We start from the raw sequence: 19,619 nt of genomic DNA, 5'->3' as shown, positions 1-19,619 counted from the left end.
GGGAAAGGGCTGAAAAGTTTGCTTTCACGTTATCTGGAGCTTGGTTAACCTTTTGGAACCGCCGTATGCGGACCCGCATGTACGGTGGTGTGAGAGGACGGGGGCTTACCGCCCCCTCCTACTCGATTATTCGCGTTCGAGGTTCAAATAGCCGTTTATGTTGCGTCTGCGGACAGGCTGGCAATCAGCGTCAAGCGGGATTCATCGACGGTGACCCCCAGTCCGAAGCCATCAGGAACGGATACAGCCCCGTTCGATACGGTAAGCACTCCGGCGGGATCGTCTTCGGGACGGACTCGCTGAAATCCCCACACTTCAAAGTGGCTGGCGCGCGAAGCCGCCGCGATTTGCAGCAGAGCGGCGGTAGCCAGCCGCCCCTCGTCCATCTGCCCTAACATATACGGGATGCCGAAGGATTCGGCGACCGCCATCATCCGCAGCAGATTGGCGACAGACCCCGCCTTTACGAGCTTCAAGTGGACAATATCAGCTGCGCCCTCGGCGGCAATCCGGGCGACATCCGCGCAGGTGCGGCAGCTCTCATCGGCCACAACAGCGGCCCGTGTCTGCTGCCTTACCTGTTTCAGACCGGAGAAGTCGTCAGCGGGCACGGGCTGCTCCACCCATTCCACGCCGAGTGCTTCCAAGTCCCTTAAGCGAAGGGACGCTTGCTTGGGCGTCCATCCCTGATTGGCATCGACACACAGAAGGACTTCTCCGCCAAGCCCGAGCGAGTCAATAACGGCTCTGGCCCGCCGCACCCGTTCAAAGTCCCCGGCACGGTCCGGGCCGACTCTCAGCTTAATGGTCCGAAAGCCGTCATGCAAATACCGGGCTGCCTGCTCCTCGGATTCATCAGGTGTGCCAAAGGCGATTGTGGCGTCGCTCGGGATGGAATCGCGCATCCGTCCCCCCAGAAGCTCGGCTGCGGACACTTTCAGCAGCTTGCCCGTGAGATCAAGCAGCGCAATGTCCACCGCGGCGCGGGCGGCGCTGTTGCCGTTAATCAGCCTGTCCAGCCCGGCGTTGATCCTATTTCTGTTCGTTACGGGCTTTCCGAGCAAGGCAGGGCCGAGTGTATGGGTAAGAACGGCCGCAACCCGTTCGGGCGTGTCGCCGGTAACATATTCGCAGTTGCCGCGAACTTCGCTCCAGCCGGTGACGCCCGAATCAGCCGTAATGCGCAGATAGATTTCTTTCAGGTGAGTGACGGTTCCGGAGGAGGAATGGGTGAATGGAGGAGAGAGCGGAAGGTCACATCTGAACACATCGATTTGTGAAATAAGCATAGCTGACACCTCGTTTTTTCATTCGGCAGAATGGATTCTGGGCGGAGTGTGTAAAGAAATATAACATCATAGATGCTCGAATCGTGAAAAATAGACTCTTAAAACACGAAAATGGATAGATGATTGATATTTGATCAAATATCACAGTAATTATAGTCACACAAAAGCTTGATTGGCAACAGGAAAATCGACAAAATATTTATATTTTCGACTCTATGGAAGATATTTCGACTCCATGACAGTTATATTAACAATTTGAGATATTTTTATTGACAGTTTGTCGAAACAGCCTTTACAATGTGACCTATGTCACAGGTCATCATTGATCGTTGATATTTGATCAAATCTTTGATCTTGAAATTTTACGAAAGGAGATGCTGAATGATTGAGTAGAATTCCAACCTTTGTAACCGCGTCGGAGCATGTGTACTCCATTCTGAAGCAGTGGGTGCTGTCCGGCGAATTGGCGCCCGGGGAGCGAATCGACCAAGACGCTGTCGCCGCCCGTCTTGGGGTAAGCAAAATGCCGGTCCGCAGCGCCCTGGACAAGCTCGCGGCCCAGGACCTGGTACTGCTGCATTCACACAGAGGCGCAACGGTTACCCCATTGTCGGCGCAGCATCTCGAAGATATCTATCTCGTGCGTTGTAATCTGGAAGGATTGGCCGTACAGCTTGCAACAGAGCTGCTGAAGCCGGAGGACGCAACCTCTCTTAACAACATGATTCAAAAACAGGAGGATCTGGCCAATCACCGAAACCCCGATACTGAAGCCATCCTGGCTGCCAACCGCGAGTTTCATATGTTCATTTACAGTCTCGCGCAGCGTCCGGTGCTGTTGTCCATTATTGAACGGTTATGGGAGCAGAGCGAGCGCTACCGCCGTATTCTTTTAATCCAGCCCGGAATGGTTGACGGTTCCCTTAACGAGCATCGCCGGCTGGTGGAGCTCATGACCCGCAAGCAAGCGGAGGAAGCAAGCCTTTTCCTAGTCGAACACAATCGGAAGACCCAGAAAGTCGTACTAAGTGTAATGCAAAACAACGAGAACAGTGAGGAGAGGTAAACGTAATGATGAAAAACACCAAGATGCTTGTTTGTGCGATGTTAGTAGCGGTAATTGCCTTGCTGAGCGCGTGCTCCGGAACAAACGGTGCAAACGGAGGGCAGGCCTCATCCCCGGCGGGAAGCAGCAAGCCGCAAGAGACGGCCGCGGCCCCATCTTTTTTAGTTGAAAAAGGGTTCCTGACTTATGGCACGGCCGCTACGTTTCCTCCTTTCGAATACATGGTGAATAATGGATTCACCGGCTTCGATATCGAGCTGGGACAAGCGATTGCGAAGGAAATGGGCGTGGAAGTGAAGATCCAGTCGATGAACTTCGACGGTCTGATACCGGCTCTGCAGGGCAAACGGATCGACATCATCAATTCCGCAATGTATATCAAGCCCGAGCGGGAAGAGCAAGTAGACTTCATCCCTTACATGGGACTGGCGGACTCGATCGTTGTGAAGAGCGGCAACCCGAAAGGCGTCAAAAGCATGGATGATCTGTCCGATCTGACGGTTGCCGTCACACGCGGAGCTGTCGAGGAAATCAACGTACGCGAGCACAATGTAAAACTGAAGCAGGCCGGTAAGCCGGAGATTAAAATTTTGGCGCTGCCGACTGCCAATGATGCCGTTCTTGCAACTGAGCAGGGCCGTGCCGACGCATTCCTTCACTCTTCTCCGGGAGCCGCTTATCTGCAAGAGGAGAAACCGGGCGTATTTGAAATCGCCGGCTCCTTCGGCGCCGATACGAAGATCGGAATCGCCGTTCGCAAGGGCGACACGGAAACGAAGACAGCGATTGAAAACGCCCTGAAGAAAGTCGTTGATAACGGAACCTATAAACAATTGATGGAAAAGTACCATTTGCCGGCTGAGATGAGTTATTTCAAGTAACCTATAGCACTCTGTATAACATAGCCGCCGGATTCGCGTAAACGCATTTTACCCCGCCTGAATCCGGCGGAAGCTGTAATAAGGAGGTCTGAAAATGGAATTTATGGAAGGCGTTTGGGCGTATCTCGGTTCTCGTGCTTTTCTGGATGGAGCCGTGAATACGATGAAGCTCACGCTGGTGTCGCAGATTGTCGCCGTTCTTCTTGGATTCATTATTGCGCTTGCCAAAATGTCAAAGTGGAAGCTTCTGCAGGGCTTGGCGACCTCGTATATATGGATTTTTCGCGGTATTCCCGTGTTGGTGCAGCTGATCTTTGTGTACACCGCGCTGCCTCAGTTTGGAATCAGGCTGACCGGGTTCCAGTCGGCATTCGTCGCACTCGCGCTTAACGAGGCGGCTTACATGGCGGAAATCGTGCGTTCCGGCCTCGCATCTGTGGGCAAAGGGCAGCATCGCGCGGCTAACGCCCTCGGAATGAACAGCTGGCAGCGGATGAGATACGTCGTTCTTCCCCAGGCATTTCGCGTTATCGTACCGCCGACGGCCAACCAGTTTATCGGTATGCTGAAGACTTCGGCGATGGCGTCGGTCGTAGGATATACCGATCTGCTGCTGACCGCTCAGCAGACCGCCAGCGCCAACTTTGATTACGTGGATACGCTGATCGCGGCCGTCATTTATTACCTTGCCTTTACGGCGCTGTTCACACTAGTGCAGTCTTACCTGGAACGGCGGATGGATATTACCCGTTCGCGGACCCGCAAACCCCGGCTGTTCTCGCTGATGAAGCGCGGGAAGTCAATCCTATAGCTTGAAAAACGGAAAGGAGGTTGAATATTGTGCTGCAAATCGAGCAGGTGTTCAAGCAATACCATGGTGATCCGATCCTAAAAGAGGTCTCCCTCGATATCCGCGAGGGCGAGCGGGTGGTTATTATCGGACCTTCCGGTTCTGGCAAGTCAACGCTGCTGAGATGCATGGCGGGGCTTGAGCCCATCGACGGCGGACAGATCCTGTACAACGGACAGGATGTGGGCGGATCGCGGCACGCAAGAGCGGAGATCGGCATGGTCTTTCAATCGTTCGATCTGTTCCAGCATCTGAACGCGATCCAGAATATTATGCTGGCTCCGAAAGTGGTGCGGGGCGAAAAAGAGCAGGAAGTCCGGAAGCGCGCGACTCAGCTGCTGGAACGGGTACGTCTGAAAGACCGGGCAGAGCATTATCCCGAACAGCTTTCCGGAGGGCAGCAGCAGCGCATCGCGATTGCGCGGGCTCTCGCTATGAATCCGAAGCTGATGCTGTTCGACGAGCCGACCTCGGCGCTTGATCCCGAGATGACGGCCGAGGTTTTGGACGTTATCTCGGATCTCGCCAGAGATGGGATGACCGTCGTCATCGTTACGCATGAAATGGAATTTGCGCGCCGGGTAGGCGACCGTATCATCTTTATGGACCAGGGAAAGGTTGTCGAAGACCTGCCTTCATCGAAGATGGAAGAAGCCGGCAAGCATCCCCGCCTGGCGCAGTTCCTTAACCAGATTACCCAGTATTAATCCCTCAATAAGGAGGCGATATCTTGCGGAAGGTTAAACTTGCATTGGTGCAGTTTGAGAGTGTCGTGATGGACGTTCCCGCCAACGTGAATAAAGGATTGCATTTTGTTCGGGAAGCCGCCCGGCAAGGGGCTGATCTCATTGTGTTTCCGGAATTGTTTCTCACAGGTTGCGATACCGATGTCATCGGTCACCGATACCATAATCTGGCCCAGCATATTGACGGATCTGCCGTACAGGCATTTGCGGAATCCGCCCGCACTCACAACATTAACATGGTGATCCCGACGGCTTTGAAGCAGAGTGAGGGGGACTTTCTCTGCAACAGCGCTGTGATCATAGATCGAAGCGGCGCCGTCGCGGGAACATACAGCAAGGTTCACTTGTGGGAAGATGAGAAAGAGTATTTCAAACCCGGCAATCACTATTCCGTGTTTGAAATGGATTTCGGCAAACTCGGCGTCCTGATTTGTTACGATGCTGGGTTTCCCGAGGCGGCTCGGACGCTCGCGCTGCAAGGGGCGGAGTTAATCGTGATTCCTTCAGCCTTTTCCGTAGAACTGAAATACAGATGGGATCTATATTTTCAGTCGAGAGCGCTGGAAAACACTTGTTTTGTAGCTGCTGTCAATGGCTCGGGCCCGATAGGCAAGCAGTATATGTTCGGCAACAATAAAATAGCAAACCCTCTTGGCGAGATTGTGCTCGAAGGGGACCTCAAGCGCGAAGACATGCAGGTGCTTGAGATCGATCTCGACGAATTTGGAAATTATTCTTATCCGTATTTAAAGGATTTAAGAATGGACACTTACGGCTATCAGGCTTGAAATATTAGTCCAGGAAGAGAGGTAGACAATATTGAGCAGCACATCATTGGTGTTTTCCAGGGATGAATTTAATTCCCGCCTTCAAAATGTACAAAGCGAGCTCGGACTCAAGGGGCTCAGCGGCATGCTGATTCATACCCCTGAAAATATTTTTTATCTGACCGGCTACCAGAGCCCGGGCTATTATATGTATCAATGTCTGGTCATTCCGGTTTCCGGCGACCCGGTGCTCGTGCTTCGGAGAGGCGAGCTTTCCAACGTTCAAACCTACAGCTGGCTGCCTGAAAGCCAGGTCAGAACGTATGACGATACGAATGATCCGGTTGTCCTGACTGCCGACACGGTCAGAGAGATCGGCATTGCTCCTGGTGCGATTGGCCTAGAGACGGGCTCCTGGTTCCTGCCTGTTCGCAACTATCAGAAGTTTGAGAAAATGCTTGGGGATTTCCGGCTCATGGATGCCCAAGGGACGGTTGAAGCGTTCCGGGTCATCAAATCTCCGGCGGAAATTGCGTACATCCGCGAAGCCTGTACGGTTGCCGATCGTTCGATGCAGGCCGGGCTTGACGCGATCCGGGCGGGAGTGAATGAGGACGAGGCCGCCGCAGCCATGTTCTCCGCAATGATTTTGGCCGGGGGCGAGTATTTGGGGATGGAGCCGTTTATTTCCTCCGGCTACCGTTCGGGCAATATGCATGCCGCATGGGGGCACAAGGTTATCGGCGACGGGGAGACGCTTCTGCTGGAAGTGGCCGGCGCCCGCAACCGGTACCACGGCGCGTTGATGCGGGCGGCCTATACCGGTACGCCAACCGATGAGATCAAGCGGGTGACCGAGGTGTGCATCGCTTCTTTGAATGCGGCGCTGGAAGTCATCAAGCCGGGCGTTACCGCCGGAGAGGTGGACGAAGCCTGCCGGGGAACCATCGAGAGAGCCGGGCTGTACGAGCAGTTCCGCAAAAGAACCGGTTACTCGATCGGCGTCGCTTTTGCGCCGGACTGGGGAGAAGGCCATATTATGAGCCTCCAGCGGGACGATGCGCGCGTGCTGCAGCCGGGCATGGTGTTCCATATCCCGCCTGCGCTTCGCGTTCCGAACCGCTACGGCGTCGGATTCAGCGAGACGATTCTGGTGACGGAAACCGGCTGCGAAGTTCTGACCAAGCTGCCGCGCGAGCTGACCGTAGCGAAGGGGGTAAACGCATGAGCGGACAATTCGCAGGGAAGACCGCGCTGGTAGCGGCGGCAAGCAAGGGCCTCGGCCGCGCCGCCGCGTTCGAACTGGCGCGCGGCGGGGCGAAGGTGGCGCTGTTCAGCCGAAATGGCGCGGAGGCTAAAGACGTAGCTGCGGAAATTACCGCCGAAACGGGAATGCCCGCGCTTGGGCTTCAGGCCGACGTCTGCTCAGCTTCCGACCTGTCCCGCTGCGTGGAAGAGACGGTCTCCGCTTTTGGCGGGCTGCATGTTCTGGTCACCAACGCGGGCGGTCCTCCCGCCGGGAACTTCGAGTCGCTTAAAGAGGAAGACTGGAAGTACGCCTATGAGCTTAACGTACTGAGTGTGGTCCGTCTCGTCCGTGATGCGCTTCCGCATTTGAAGGAACAGGGCGGCGCGATCGTCAATCTGGCTTCGTCCTCGGTCAAGCAGCCTATTCCCGGGCTGACGCTCTCCAATGTGATGCGGACAGGCGTGGCCGGACTCAGCAAGACGCTGGCGGAGGAGCTTGCCCCGTATGGCATCCGGGTGAATACGGTGGCTCCGGGCCGGATCGATACGGACCGGGTCCGTTCCCTGGACCGCATCCGGGCGGATAAGGCTGGGGTTGAACCTGAAGCGATAAAGTCCCAGAGCGAGAAGCAAATTCCGCTTGGACGTTACGGGCAGCCGGATGAATTTGCCCGCGTGGTGGCGTTCCTGTGCTCGGACAGTGCGAGCTATGTGACGGGCCAGACGCTGCTGGTGGACGGCGGGATGGTGAAATCGCTATGAGTGAGGGCCTTCGCATGGTGGAGCCGGTAATTCGCCCCGAGCGAACGGTCGAGATACTGGCCGATCTGATCCGCTTTCAAAGTGTGAACCCAAGCGGTACGGAAGAAGAGGCGGCTGCTTATGTCGCCAAAATCATGCGGGAAGCGGGCTGTGAAGTCGAGCTTCAGGAGATCGAGCCGGGTCGGCCGAATGTGATCGCGCGCCTGAAAGGCACGGGCGGCGGGCGAACGGTTATTCTCAATACGCATATGGATGTCGTGCCGGCCGGCGAAGGCTGGAGTTCCGATCCGTTCACCATGCTCCGCAAGGGAGACCGGGTCTACGGCCGGGGCGTAATGGATGCGAAGGGACCCTTGGCCGCCATGATGGCCGCCGTTGAAGCGATTGCCGTATCCGGCGTGCAGCTACCGGGGGACATCGTGCTTGCGGCGGTCGTGGATGAAGAGGCGGCGAGCCTCGGAGCCCGCAGGCTGCCGGACGATCTGCACGGCGATCTGGCGGTAATCGGCGAGGCGACCGACGGCAACCTGGCGATCGCGCACAGGGGGAGCATCCGCCCGGTGCTGGCCGCCGAGGGAGTTTCGGCTCATTCGTCAACGCCTCACCTCGGCGTCAACGCCGTGTCCCTCATGGCGCGTACGCTTGTGGCACTAGAAGACTTCGCCGAGCAGGAGCTGACGAAGCGGCTCCATCCGTTGACGGGGCAGTCGACCCTGTCCGTCACGGTCATTAACGGGGGAATCAAGGAGTCGATGATTCCTGACCGCTGCGAGGCGCTGATCGATCGCCGGCTGATTCCCGGCGAAGCGGAAGATGACGCTCTGCGGGAGATCGAGCAGATCATTGCCGGTCTGCCCGCGCTGGACGGCCGGGTCCATATCGACCGGCTCGTACCGACAACAGGGGTGGCGTCGGAGACCCCTCCTGATCACCCGATGGTCGAACTCGCTTCCGCGGCGATCGGACGGGTATACGGACGCAGACCCGAACTAACGGGCCTTACGGCCAATTGCGACATGACCCACTTCGTCAAACGGGGAATTCCGTCGGTGATCTACGGGCCGGGCGATTTCAGCGTGGCTCACAAAATCGACGAGTGGGTGACGGTGTCCGAGCTGGAGAATGCATCGCGGGTCTACGCTTCCATTGCAATGGAAGTCGCAGGCTCGTAACCGATAAACAGAAGAGGTGATGGACGTTGTTGAACCAACATATTCAGTTGGCGGATTGGGTGGAGCGTGTTCAACCTTCCCCGACTGCATTGCTGGAGTCCACAGTGGCAAGGTATCAGCGGGAAGGCCGAACCGTGTACCGCTTAGGGCTCGGGCAACCGGACTTTCCAACGCCAGACCGGGCCAAAGCGTCCGCGATTCAGGCGATACAAGATAATTTCACAGGATACACCGACACGAGCGGCATTCTGCCGCTGCGCGAAGCGATCTGCCGGGCGCTTCACCGGGATATGGGACTCAGCTACGACCCCGGGGACATTGTAGTTACCGTTGGGGGCAAGCATGCATTGTTCAACGCAATTTGTACGCTGTGCCGGCCGGGAGACGAGGTGCTGATCCCGATTCCATATTGGGTGTCGTTTCCCGAGCAGGTTAAATTCGCCGGAGCCAAGCCGGTCTTCGTTCAGACCGACGCTTCCTCCGGTTATAAGGTGACGCCGGAAACGCTTGCGCCTTTGGTTAACGAGTCGACCCGTCTGCTGATTCTCAATCAGCCGAACAACCCTTCCGGCGCGGTATACAGCGCGGAGGAGCTGTCCAGGCTGGCCGAGTTCTGCCGGCAGCGGGATCTTTGGGTCATCAGCGACGAGGTATACTCGGCGTTTGTGTTCAAACCGGAAGGATATACGAGCATCGCATCGTTTCCCGGCATGCGGGAGCGCACCGTCGTGATCAACGCGGTGTCGAAGACATACGGGATGACCGGCTGGAGAATCGGCTACTCCGCCGCACCGGCGGCGGTCACCGGGGCGATGCTTCGCCTGCAGTCCCATACGACGAGCAACCCGTCATCCATCGCCCAGCAAGCGGCGCTGGCCGCCATTGACGGCCCCCAGGATGATCTGGAGGACATTCGTCAGGAATACGCGGCGCGCCGCGGCGTTCTGGTCGAAGGGGTTCGCCGGATCAAGGGACTGGAGTGCAGCGTCCCGGACGGCGCCTTCTATGTATGGGTGGACGCTTCCGCCTGGCGCGGCCAGACTTTGGAGGGACGAACCATATCCACCGCCGACGACCTGGCCGATATCCTGCTGACGAAGGCTGGGGTCGCGGTGATGCCGGGCACCGGGTTCGGCAGCCCATATCATATCCGCCTGTCCTATGCCGTTTCCCGGGACGAGATGGACAGCGGAATCGCGGCCATGGCATCGATTCTTGGCAGCAAATAATCATTAGAATACCTAGATTGCGGTAATTAAGGAGGAAGACATGTCCACAACTGATTTGAAGAACAAGCTTAAAGGGATTTACGTGCTGGCCATCACTCCGATGACGGACACGCAGGCCTTTGACCCCGCCGCGCTGCGGCGGAATATCGATCACTACATTGCCTCGGGCGCTCATGGCATTATCGTGGGGGGCACCTACGCGGAGTATCCGAGTATGACGAGCGATGAACGGAAGCAGCTGTTCGCCGCCGCCGCCGACGCGGTTGCCGGCCGGGTTCCGCTGCTGTGCTGCACGGCGGCCAGTGGCACCGATGAAGCGAGTGAGCTGGCGCGTGCGGCCAAGCTGGCCGGAGCTGACGGCGTGATGGTAACGCCTCCGTATGTATCGGAAGTGCGGCCGCAGGACATCCTGTACCACTTCCAGCTTCTGAATGAATCGGCCGAACTGCCGATTCTCATCTACAACAGTGCCAGCATCGGCGTCCATCTGTCGCCGGAAGAGATCGCGGAGCTGGCCAAGCTGGAGAATGTCGCGGGAGTCAAGCAGGGGGCAACGGATTTGCATTCACTGGTAAGGACCGTCGCATACGCCGGCAACGACATCTCGGTCATGTGCGGCTCGGACGGCCTCATCCTGGGCGGGCTGGCTTCCGGCTTGCCCGGCTGCACATCCACGAACGCCAACTTCATGACTTCCGAGTTTGTCGCTCTCTACAAAGAATTTCAGCAAGGCGAAAATGCCCGCGCCCTGGAGCGGTATTACCGCTGGCAGCCGATCCGCGATCTGGCCCGCAAGTACGGACAGCCCGCGATGGTCAAGGCCGCGCTGGATATTATCGGCCTGCCTTCGGGACCGGTTCGGGCGCCTTTCCGCACGCTGGGGGAAGAAGCCAGAGCGGATATCGCGCGCACTTTGCAGCAGACCGGTATCATAGCATAAGCACCAGCAAGCGGACCTCGCCGAAAGCCGATCAGGCATTCGGCGAGGTTTTTTTGAAATATAAGAGTTTTAGCTGCTATTAAAGCGTCCTGCCTTTCAAGATTTTAAACGAAATGAATTCTAAAATTAAAAATGTGCTAAAGGGCCTTTATCCATTCAAGTGATCACAAAATAAGTAGAGAAACTATTCCCAATGGGAATGGTCTTTTTGATTATGGCCATTATCTCCGCAAGCCTGGGTACAAACGCTACTTTGGAAACAATGAAGCCCTCGGATTTAACATCCTTCACGGGTCGGATTTTTTGGTCCCAACGTCAACTTGCAATATGTGGGACTGGCGGTACATATGATTCGTCTTGTATATCAGGTACACTTATTAGGAGAGAGTCGGAAGAGGTGGAATTCATCCATGATTCGAAATTTCCTGTTTTCCAACCGCTTTGCTTTAAAAATAGTACTGGCCTTTTTATTCGTGATTTTATTTCCAACCTTTTTTCTAAGTGAGGCTTTTAATATGAAATCCGCTTCCATCGTAAAGAAAAACGTGCGCGAATCTGCCCTTCAAATCTCCAAACAGACGGCGGATTCTCTATCCTTTATTTTTAACGCAGGAAGCGACACATCGGATTTTATTTTTAGCGACCTGAACATCCAGAACTCAGTCGTCAGCATAAATAATAGCCGGCCGGAAGAGCTGAGCCGGATGATTAAATACATGAATACCATACTGAACCAACTCGTCTCCTCGAACTCCTTTGTCAAAAATGTTTATGTGTTGAAGGAAGAGGGCAACGGTTGGGGGAGCGGCACATTTTCTCCGGACATGTATAAGTTGATGAGGATACGTGTGTCCGAAGAGAAATGGGTAAAAGAAGCCAAGCGGAAGGATGGAGGTCTGGTTTGGCAGGGGCTGCAGTATGACAACTTGAGCGGGGACAATACGGATCTGATTCTTCCCGTCGGGAGGGTTCTCAAAGACTTTAAGAATATGAATCTTATAGGGTTTATGCTGGTAAATTTGAACGGACGTTCCATCTTAAACACCATCGAGCAGCTAAAGCTTGGAGAGACGGGGAAGTTTTTCGTAGTGGATTCGGAAGGCAAAATTATGATCCATTCCGATCTCAACCTGATCAACAAAAGGGTGGAAAACCCTGATTTGCTGAAACAAGTTGTGGGCAACGATGCTGCAGAATTCGAATATACCTCAAACGGAGTCCCGTATTATGGGGTTAAGCAGCTGCTCAGCAACGGATGGATAATCGTAGGGACAGTGCCTGTTCGTGAAATCACTGGACAGTTAGACCGGCTGCAAACCTTCATCTTGTTTTCCTCCGGGTTTCTCTCAATGCTTGCTATAGGCATTGGCCTGCTGATCGTTGGCAGGTTAACGAAGCCCATCAAGCAGCTAACCCTGGACATGCGGAAGGTACAGCAGGGTGATTTAAAGGTAAGAACGAACGTAAAGTCTACCGATGAAATCGGCCTCTTGAGCAAACAGTTCAACAGCATGCTTCAGGAAATTGAACAGCTCATGCATCAGGTCGAGGAAGAGCAGGGCCAGAAGCTTCAGGCGGAGCTGCGGGCCTTCATGCACCGGATTCATCCCCACTTTCTGTTAAATACGCTAAACATGTTCTGGTGGCTGATCCAATCGAATAAGACTGATCGTCTTTCTCAAGGCTTGTCGGCATTAATACGCCTGCTGGAAGCGCATATGGGTAAAAGCGGGATCATGATCACGTTGGAGGAGGAGCTGGACTTCTTGCGGAAATATATCGCTATATTGGAACTGCGGTACGAAAGGACCTTTACACTGGATTTGGACGTGGAACCGGGTGTGGAGAAACTTGTCATTCCCCGTATGCTGTTGCAGCCTTTGGTGGAAAACGCCATTTTCCATGGAATCATTCCGAAAGAAGCGGACGGCCTAATTTCAATCCGGGTACGTACAGGGGGCGAACATACAGAATTTCTCGTGACGGACGATGGTCTTGGCATCAGAGAGGAGAAGCTGAAGTTATTGGCAGAACCTGAGATAGCTATAGCTAAAGGGAAAATGGGGATCGGTCTGCGGCATATCTACGATACGCTTCGGTTTTATTATGCCGGATCCTCGGAATGGTCAGTCGCGAGTAAGTCCGGGTACGGGACAACCGTCCGCATACTGCTTGGAGATCCAGTGACATTGAATTCCCTGGAAGGACGGTTGAAGGCATAATGGCAGGACGATGGATAACCATACTGCTGCTCGTCGTTCTTACCGCCGGATGCGGAATATCGAAAGTCATCACCAACCAGAATGAGGTTCAAACGCTTCACGGGAGCAAAGAGTGGGTGATCGAGTTTTGGAATACATACAGCGACGAAGAAAATCGTATTCTGGAGCGGGAACTGATTCCCGCTTTTGAACGCCAATTTCCCGACATTAAAGTCATATCTGTACGCCAAGCATACAGCAATGGGATGAAAAATACATTATTTTCCCGGGCTTTTTCTAACCGGGGACCGGATGTGGTTCGGATGCACATGGACTGGGTCCCTGATTTTTACCAAAACGGGCTGCTTATGCCTTTAAATGAATTTCCCGATTTTCGGAAAGTTGCCGATGCACTGAACCGTGAGGCCCTGTCGGCAGGATTTCACCAGAACCAGTATTTTTCCCTTCCCTTGGATATGTATATACAGGCGGCTATCTATAACCGGGAACTCTTAAAGCGGGCGGGGTATTCGAAGCCTCCTCGGACCATGGAGGAAATTTTGGAGCTGGCCAGACGAAAGCGTTATATCATCGGACTTGGGGGACTGGATACTTGGAAAACACTTCCATACATTTACAGCTTAGGAGGTTCACTGACGGACACCACATTCAGCAAGGCAACCGGCTACTTAGATGGGGAAGCGACGGTCCGAGCAGTGGAGAAACTGCTGCTCCTTTATAAGGAAGGGCTGATTGACCGCATGGTGGGGGAAGAAGGGGGCGACAACTGGGAGGGTGTCAAAAGTGGCAATGTGCTGATAACTGGCGAGGGTCCTTGGTTTTACAGCATCTGGACCGATACGGAATTAGATAGGGCTTTGAAATGGACGGCCCCCTATCCTTTCCCCAATGTCAAGGGGCCGTTACCCGTTGCAGACGGCGAACATTTGGTCATTATGAAGGGAAGCAAGCAAAAGGAGGCTGCTTGGACATTTCTGAAATGGATGACCGACAAAGAGGCTCAGTTGAAGATGTCGAGAGTCGGCCTTTTCCCTACTAATCTGGAAGCGGTCAAATCGATGACTGTAGATGTGGATTCGTACGTTTATCCCTATCAAATGGCTTTGGACAATGCTTTCTTGAGGCCTTCGGTGAAAAATTGGGGCAAAATCGATGAGATCTACACCCTCTATATGCGTCAAATATTCCGGGGTGAAATCTCAGTGAAGGATGGACTGACGCGCGCGGCAGAAGAAATCGACCGTTTATTTGCCCGTTCCAGGTAGTTAATGATTGAATAAAAACCAGGTTGAAGAATAAGAGTCTCCAACCTGATTTTTGTGGTCTGGCTATTCCCCTGAATTTCGTATTAATTGCTTCCGCCAGTTGTTTGAATGTTGACCTTGTGATCCTCGTTTACCGGGATTTTGACATACAGAACGTTTTCTTTCGCATCGAAATAGTAAGCTCTTTCTTGTTGGTTCAGTTCTTCGGCGCTGCCGGCTTTCACGTATTTGTTTTCAGCCGCCTGCACTTTCTTTGGCTCTTCGGCCTCATGCAGCTTCAATGTGTAGGACTGAATGTCGGATGCGAAGTTTTGAACTTTTTTATTCTGCTCAAATTCGATATGGTTAGCAGTCTTCTTTACATTTAAGTCGGTAACATTGAATTCGCCTCTCGTGTAATCCTCCGTTTTTGCGTCGTCTTCATAGAAATTGTAAGAAGCGTTGTTTTCAAGATAAGTGTCGAGAATGAGATTAGTCAGCTTTTTCTCGCCAGTGTACTGCTGAACTTCACGGCGCGGAATGATCGAGTCTTGTTTCACGAAGATCGGCAGTGTACCAAGGTCTGCATGCTTCGTGATCGTTTGGCCGCCTTCAAACTCTTCTCCGGTCCAATAATCCACCCATTTTGTGCCGGCCGGGAAGTATACGCTGCGGGACGTTGCCCCCTGTTTTACTACCGGTGTTAGCATCAGCGAACCGCCGAACATGTATTGGTCTTCAATGTTATAGGTGTTCGGGTCATGCTGGAATTGGTACACGAGCGGCTGCTGAACAGGTTGTCCATTGTCATGCGCACCTTTGAATGCATTGTACAGATAAGGCATCAGTTCATAGCGCATCGAAATATACTTCCGGCTGATATCCTCTACTTCCTTGCCGAATACCCATGGTTCTTGACCGTTTCCTTCGTTATGTCCGCCGGCATAATGGTCGCGAGAGAACGGCAGGAAGGCCCCAACCTCGATCCAGCGGGCAAACAGTTCCGGTGTTACATAATTATCATCCGGCTTCGCAAAGCCGCCGATGTCGTTGCCGACAAACGGTTGGCCTGACAACCCGATATTCGCGTTCATCGGTAGCGAAAGGGCAAGACTTTCCCAGTTGCTGACGTTGTCCCCCGTCCAGAGCGTGGCGTAACGCTGCGTTCCTGCGAAAGATCCACGGGTCAGAAGAAACGGTCGGTCGTTCGGTTTGAGTTTTTTGAACGCTTCTTTCGTCGCTTGGGCCATATAATGAGGGTATATATTGTGTCCTTCGGCAGCGAGCATTTTGCGTCCGTCATCTGTTTCGAGGACGGCATCGAGAGGCATATGATTTTGCGGCCAAACTATATCAGGATTGAAAGGTTCATTGGGACCACCCCACTCCGGAGTGGATGTTTTACCGGTCAGTTCGTTCATGTCGTTCCAAAAACCGTCCACGCCTTTGTCAAACAGCGCTTTATGGCTTAAAGCCCACCAATCGCGAACATCTTTCTTGACGAAGTTCGGGAAGGCGGATTCGCCAGGCCACACTTCGCCGATCAAGGTGCTGCCGTCAGCTTTTTTTACAAAAAGGTCGCCCTTGATTCCTTGCTGATAGAGCGGGAAATTCTCATCTTTTTTGACACCAGGGTCGGTGATCGCAACCTGATGGACATTCAGATTATTCAGATCTTCATTCAGTTTGTCAGGGTTTGGATACTTATAACCGCTTTTGTCCCATGAGAATACACGATATTCGTCCATCCAATCGATGTCCATATGCATCGTATCTAGCGGAATATTCTTTTCCCGGTAAGTTTTGGCCACTCTCACGATATCGTTTTGTAAATAGCCCCATTTGCTTTGATGGAATCCGAGCGACCATTCCGGCGGCAAATCCATCTTGCCGGTCAATTCTGTATAACGGTCAATGACGTCTTTGATTTCCGGACCATTGATGAAATAATACGTCAATTTTCCGCCATTGGCGTAGAAGTAATAGTAATCGTCGCTTTCATTCGCCATATTGTAGTATGAACGGTACGAATTATCGAAGAAAAGACCGTATGCATTTTGGTGTTTTAAACCGATAAAAAACGGAATGGAGGTATACAAATATCGATCGTTTTTATCATACGTGTACGCATCCGTGTTCCATAATCCGATATTGTAGCCACGTTTATTCAAGCCGCCGGTTTGCTCGCCAAATCCATAGAAAGCTTCGCTTTTGTCGGTTTTCTTGAACACATAAGGCTTGCCGTTCTCGTAGCCTACGCCTTGCTCCGCGTCTTCGTTGATGACATCCCCGTTTTTATCCAAATGTTTGATCCCGAACGGACTCTTGTTGATAGATACCGTTACGTCGTTAGTCTTTAAGACGATCTTCTTGTCATCTTCGGTCACTTTAAATTCAGGAGCAGCCCAATCCTTTTTTGCGATTGCCCCGGAGAAGAATTCTTCCTCGCCTTTATTTAAGATCGAAATCTTGGAAATTTGTGAAGAGAGTAAACGGATATAAGCTTCATGGTCTCCTAGATTAAGCTTAACACCGTTTTCCAGCTTCTCCATGCTTTGTACCGCCATGGGCTTCTGCAGATTGTTTTTTTCCAGAGGCGTATCAGGCTCAGGCTGCACGTTTGCTGCAGCAAATACCGGTTGGGCAAGATAGAATTGTGAAACCGCACTACCTGAGAATAAAACTGCAGTTGCAAAAAGCAATGGCGAGAATTTCTTCAATTTCTTCGTTAGCTTCATTTAAGTTTCTCTCCGTTTCTGAATGGAATGTGTTTACATGACCTGCTCGACTTAAGATAGACTAATGTTGTTCATATCTCATCTCTTTCCGTCTATGAATTCCCCCTAAATGCGGGGCTAATAAAAGGGTAGATGTTAAACTTAACCAAAACAATGGAGAGTTCGTACCAAAAAGCTTTGAAGAACATTGGAAGCGCTTACTTAAAATTTGTTTTGAATTGTGGGAGGTGGCGCAAATACATGCCTGGAGCCGATTTGTGTATTTTAGTGAAATATGGATATGCGACGAAAACATATATTTTCATTCTCATTTTTATGGAAATACATGGGATTTATAGTTCTTTGGAATGTAGGAAAATGGGGAATGGATGCTTCAAAAATTGGTTGCCACTTAACTATTTCAATATGATTTGAGTAATATTTTACATTGTGCCGGCAAAATCACTTTACTATACAATATAAACAGTAAAGTGCAAAAACCTCGCATGCCAAACCCAATATTGCAGTAGCTAAGGGGGAAGTGTAGTGTACCGAGTTCTAATCGTGGATGATGAGCCGATCACCCGCAACGGAATTGAAGCCTTCATCGATTGGGAAAAAGAGGGGTTGTCGGTCGAAGCCAGTTGTGCCAACGGGGCAGCGGCTCTAACTGTTCTAGAGAACCGTCCCATCGATATTCTTATAACGGATATCCAAATGCCTTTAATGAACGGCATTGAACTAATGAAGCAAGCGTTCCAGCTTTACCCTTGGCTTAAAGTGATCATGATCAGCAGTTACAGTGATTTCGAATATGTAAAAGAGGGTCTCAAACTGGGCGCCGTCGATTACTTGCTGAAGTCGGCATTGGAACCGGCAGAGCTTCTTGCTGTCGTTCATCGGTGTATCTCCATGCTGAAGGATGAACGCCGGAAGGAAGTGGAATTCCAAGAGGGGGCCATCTACCGAGAACGGAAATCTACCGAGCAGGACATCAAAAGGCTGATCGTTCAAGAACAGGAATTTCTTCCTTTAATTGATTGGGCACCCGCATGGTTCCAACAACGCTACGCTTGTGTCTATCTTATACTGGATGGAGCGGGGGAATTAAAGGGGAATTACGGACACCTATATGTACAATTACTATTAGAGGATTTGCAGGAGTTGTTTTATAGGCAGATAGATGAGGGAGCTGCAATGCTGATGGGGGAAAGCGGCATGTTTCTTGTATTTCCGGACAACGTCGGGGACGCGGAGCTTCGTATCCGCTATTGGAAGCAAACCGTGGAGATGGAATTGGAACTTTCCATTTCTGCCGGCTTCACTATTGAGCAAGGAATCTGCCGGCTTCTGAATGGATTAGCCGGCAGCCGCATGGCCTGCCAAAGAAGATTTTTGGAAGGCCTGGGCGGCATATATGTCTGGGAAGGATCAACAGAGAACAAGGGAACAGCACAAGTGTCGACGATTGAATCGGAACTGCCTGATTGGAAGTCTTTTTTTGAAATCATCCGCAACGGGGATCCGATTTCCTCTGCAATGGAAAATGCAATGCAACGTTGGAAAGGCATGTGGTTGAATCCGGAACAAGTAAAGCACGAGGCTAACGAACTTTTCACGGGCATTTATGAGCAGCAGGCAGTAACAGGACTACCCCTTTCCGAACTGCTTGATTTGCTTGAACGGACAGAGACGCTGGATCAAATCTTATCGATTCTGAAACACGGACTGGAGGATATCGGGAAGACTTTTATTCCGAGACTGGCCGATAAAGGAAACGGAGGGGAGCTCATCGCGAAGGCGTTGGAATACATAACTAATCATTATAGCGAGAACTTGACGCTGCAGATTGTAGCGGATACTGTGTATCTCAGTAAAAATTATTTCAGTCTCCTTTTCAAAAAACAAACGGGTCAAAACTTTATCGATTATCTGATTGAGCTGCGGATTCGGGAAGCAAAGCGCCTTTTGGCGGAGGAGGACGTCCGAATATCTGATATCTCCGAAATCGCAGGGTTCAATGATGTAAATTATTTCAGAAAACTTTTTAAAAAAATGACCGGTTTGACACCCTTGGAATACAGGGAAAGGCATCAGGGAGCGGGTTCGCAGTTGGAGCAGGTGACTAAACAATTTGGTGAACAGACCGCTGTGAATGAAGTGTCATTGGAAGTGAAGTAAACCAGATCAAACACGAATTCATGTAAACTCCAAGTCCACTTGTAGCAATCGGCAGCTTGGAGTTTTTTTGTCGTTTAGCGGAACGATGCACCTTGATGCTAAATACTTTCAAAATTCAGTAAAAGGTATTGATGTGAACGAATGGTGGAAATCATTGTCTATCCAGTGGTTTTTTTTATATGATTTTACTGTTGGATTTTTGAGGAAATAATACCATTTATTCTTTTGTATGTTTTCATTCCACCTTAAGGAGGAATGAATTTTGGGTAGTCAGCAACTTCAGGAATGGCAAGGGTGATTATGTG

At 52.0% G+C, this 19,619-nt stretch carries 15 protein-coding genes; 13 read left to right on the top strand and 2 right to left on the bottom strand.

What is annotated here, in order from left to right; genetic code table 11:
• Positions 1 to 155 precede the first annotated feature (155 nt).
• The gene (locus tag EH198_RS19080) at positions 156 to 1,289 is read right to left on the bottom strand and encodes a mandelate racemase/muconate lactonizing enzyme family protein (RefSeq protein ID WP_124697116.1); all 1,134 of its coding nucleotides are present in this window, start codon (positions 1,287 to 1,289) and stop codon (positions 156 to 158) included.
• 385 nt (positions 1,290 to 1,674) lie between these two features.
• Between EH198_RS19080 and EH198_RS19075 the strand changes: the two genes are divergently transcribed.
• The 12 genes from EH198_RS19075 (at position 1,675) to EH198_RS19020 (ending at position 14,437) form a co-directional block, all read left to right on the top strand.
• Positions 1,675 to 2,355 (top strand): GntR family transcriptional regulator, encoded by a 681-nt coding sequence (locus EH198_RS19075; protein WP_124697115.1) that lies wholly within the window; start codon positions 1,675 to 1,677, stop codon positions 2,353 to 2,355.
• Positions 2,356 to 2,363: 8 nt separating this feature from the next.
• Entirely contained in the window at positions 2,364 to 3,236 is an 873-nt protein-coding gene (locus EH198_RS19070; RefSeq protein WP_221621544.1) for an ABC transporter substrate-binding protein, read from the top strand.
• A 94-nt stretch (positions 3,237 to 3,330) separates the two neighbouring features.
• The gene (locus EH198_RS19065) at positions 3,331 to 4,047 is read left to right on the top strand and encodes an amino acid ABC transporter permease (protein WP_124697114.1); all 717 of its coding nucleotides are present in this window, start codon (positions 3,331 to 3,333) and stop codon (positions 4,045 to 4,047) included.
• A 29-nt stretch (positions 4,048 to 4,076) separates the two neighbouring features.
• On the top strand, positions 4,077 to 4,793 hold the full coding sequence (locus EH198_RS19060; RefSeq protein ID WP_246014437.1) for an amino acid ABC transporter ATP-binding protein: 717 nt from the start codon (positions 4,077 to 4,079) through the stop codon (positions 4,791 to 4,793).
• A 23-nt stretch (positions 4,794 to 4,816) separates the two neighbouring features.
• Positions 4,817 to 5,620 carry a nitrilase-related carbon-nitrogen hydrolase gene (locus EH198_RS19055; protein WP_124697112.1) on the top strand — a complete coding sequence of 268 codons (804 nt, stop codon included), beginning with the start codon at positions 4,817 to 4,819 and terminating at the stop codon, positions 5,618 to 5,620.
• 31 nt (positions 5,621 to 5,651) lie between these two features.
• Entirely contained in the window at positions 5,652 to 6,827 is a 1,176-nt protein-coding gene (locus tag EH198_RS19050; protein ID WP_221621543.1) for a M24 family metallopeptidase, read from the top strand.
• Positions 6,824 to 7,609 carry an SDR family oxidoreductase gene (locus EH198_RS19045; RefSeq protein WP_124697111.1) on the top strand — a complete coding sequence of 262 codons (786 nt, stop codon included), beginning with the start codon at positions 6,824 to 6,826 and terminating at the stop codon, positions 7,607 to 7,609. Before EH198_RS19050 ends, EH198_RS19045 begins: the two co-directional genes overlap by 4 nt.
• Positions 7,606 to 8,781, top strand: coding sequence for a M20 family metallopeptidase (locus tag EH198_RS19040; RefSeq protein ID WP_124697110.1), 1,176 nt, complete (start codon positions 7,606 to 7,608; stop codon positions 8,779 to 8,781). Before EH198_RS19045 ends, EH198_RS19040 begins: the two co-directional genes overlap by 4 nt.
• Before the next feature lie 29 nt (positions 8,782 to 8,810).
• Positions 8,811 to 10,010, top strand: a complete 1,200-nt coding sequence (locus EH198_RS19035) for a pyridoxal phosphate-dependent aminotransferase (RefSeq protein WP_185702973.1) — start codon at positions 8,811 to 8,813, stop codon at positions 10,008 to 10,010.
• A gap of 40 nt (positions 10,011 to 10,050) precedes the next feature.
• Entirely contained in the window at positions 10,051 to 10,950 is a 900-nt protein-coding gene (locus EH198_RS19030) for a dihydrodipicolinate synthase family protein (protein WP_221621542.1), read from the top strand.
• Positions 10,951 to 11,465: 515 nt separating this feature from the next.
• The gene (locus tag EH198_RS19025; RefSeq protein ID WP_185702972.1) at positions 11,466 to 13,172 is read left to right on the top strand and encodes a cache domain-containing sensor histidine kinase; all 1,707 of its coding nucleotides are present in this window, start codon (positions 11,466 to 11,468) and stop codon (positions 13,170 to 13,172) included.
• Positions 13,172 to 14,437 (top strand): extracellular solute-binding protein, encoded by a 1,266-nt coding sequence (locus EH198_RS19020; protein WP_124697107.1) that lies wholly within the window; start codon positions 13,172 to 13,174, stop codon positions 14,435 to 14,437. The genes EH198_RS19025 and EH198_RS19020 overlap by 1 nt, the downstream gene beginning before the upstream one ends.
• 83 nt (positions 14,438 to 14,520) lie before the next feature.
• Here EH198_RS19020 and EH198_RS19015 read toward each other — a convergent pair whose 3' ends face one another.
• Positions 14,521 to 16,983, bottom strand: coding sequence for a glycoside hydrolase family 31 protein (locus EH198_RS19015; protein WP_246014435.1), 2,463 nt, complete (start codon positions 16,981 to 16,983; stop codon positions 14,521 to 14,523).
• Between the two features lie 696 nt (positions 16,984 to 17,679).
• Here EH198_RS19015 and EH198_RS19010 point away from each other — a divergent pair.
• The gene (locus tag EH198_RS19010; RefSeq protein WP_124697105.1) at positions 17,680 to 19,314 is read left to right on the top strand and encodes a response regulator; all 1,635 of its coding nucleotides are present in this window, start codon (positions 17,680 to 17,682) and stop codon (positions 19,312 to 19,314) included.
• The last annotated feature ends 305 nt before the right edge of the window (positions 19,315 to 19,619 follow it).

Origin of the sequence: Paenibacillus rhizophilus (assembly GCF_003854965.1) — a bacterium.
Lineage (GTDB): Bacteria > Bacillota > Bacilli > Paenibacillales > Paenibacillaceae > Paenibacillus_AQ > Paenibacillus_AQ rhizophilus.
This window is presented reverse-complemented; position numbering and strand designations above follow the sequence as displayed.

Excerpts from the sequence above, each read along its gene's own strand:
- EH198_RS19080 (WP_124697116.1), bottom strand. The coding sequence starts at position 1,289 with ATGCTTATTTCACAAATCGATGTGTTCAGATGTGACCTTCCGCTCTCT.
- EH198_RS19070 (WP_221621544.1), top strand. The coding sequence starts at position 2,364 with ATGAAAAACACCAAGATGCTTGTTTGTGCGATGTTAGTAGCGGTAATT.
- EH198_RS19065 (WP_124697114.1), top strand. The coding sequence starts at position 3,331 with ATGGAATTTATGGAAGGCGTTTGGGCGTATCTCGGTTCTCGTGCTTTT.
- EH198_RS19045 (WP_124697111.1), top strand. The coding sequence starts at position 6,824 with ATGAGCGGACAATTCGCAGGGAAGACCGCGCTGGTAGCGGCGGCAAGC.
- EH198_RS19040 (WP_124697110.1), top strand. The coding sequence starts at position 7,606 with ATGAGTGAGGGCCTTCGCATGGTGGAGCCGGTAATTCGCCCCGAGCGA.
- EH198_RS19030 (WP_221621542.1), top strand. The coding sequence starts at position 10,051 with ATGTCCACAACTGATTTGAAGAACAAGCTTAAAGGGATTTACGTGCTG.
- EH198_RS19025 (WP_185702972.1), top strand. The coding sequence starts at position 11,466 with ATGAAATCCGCTTCCATCGTAAAGAAAAACGTGCGCGAATCTGCCCTT.
- EH198_RS19020 (WP_124697107.1), top strand. The coding sequence starts at position 13,172 with ATGGCAGGACGATGGATAACCATACTGCTGCTCGTCGTTCTTACCGCC.
- EH198_RS19015 (WP_246014435.1), bottom strand. The coding sequence starts at position 16,983 with ATGGCGGTACAAAGCATGGAGAAGCTGGAAAACGGTGTTAAGCTTAAT.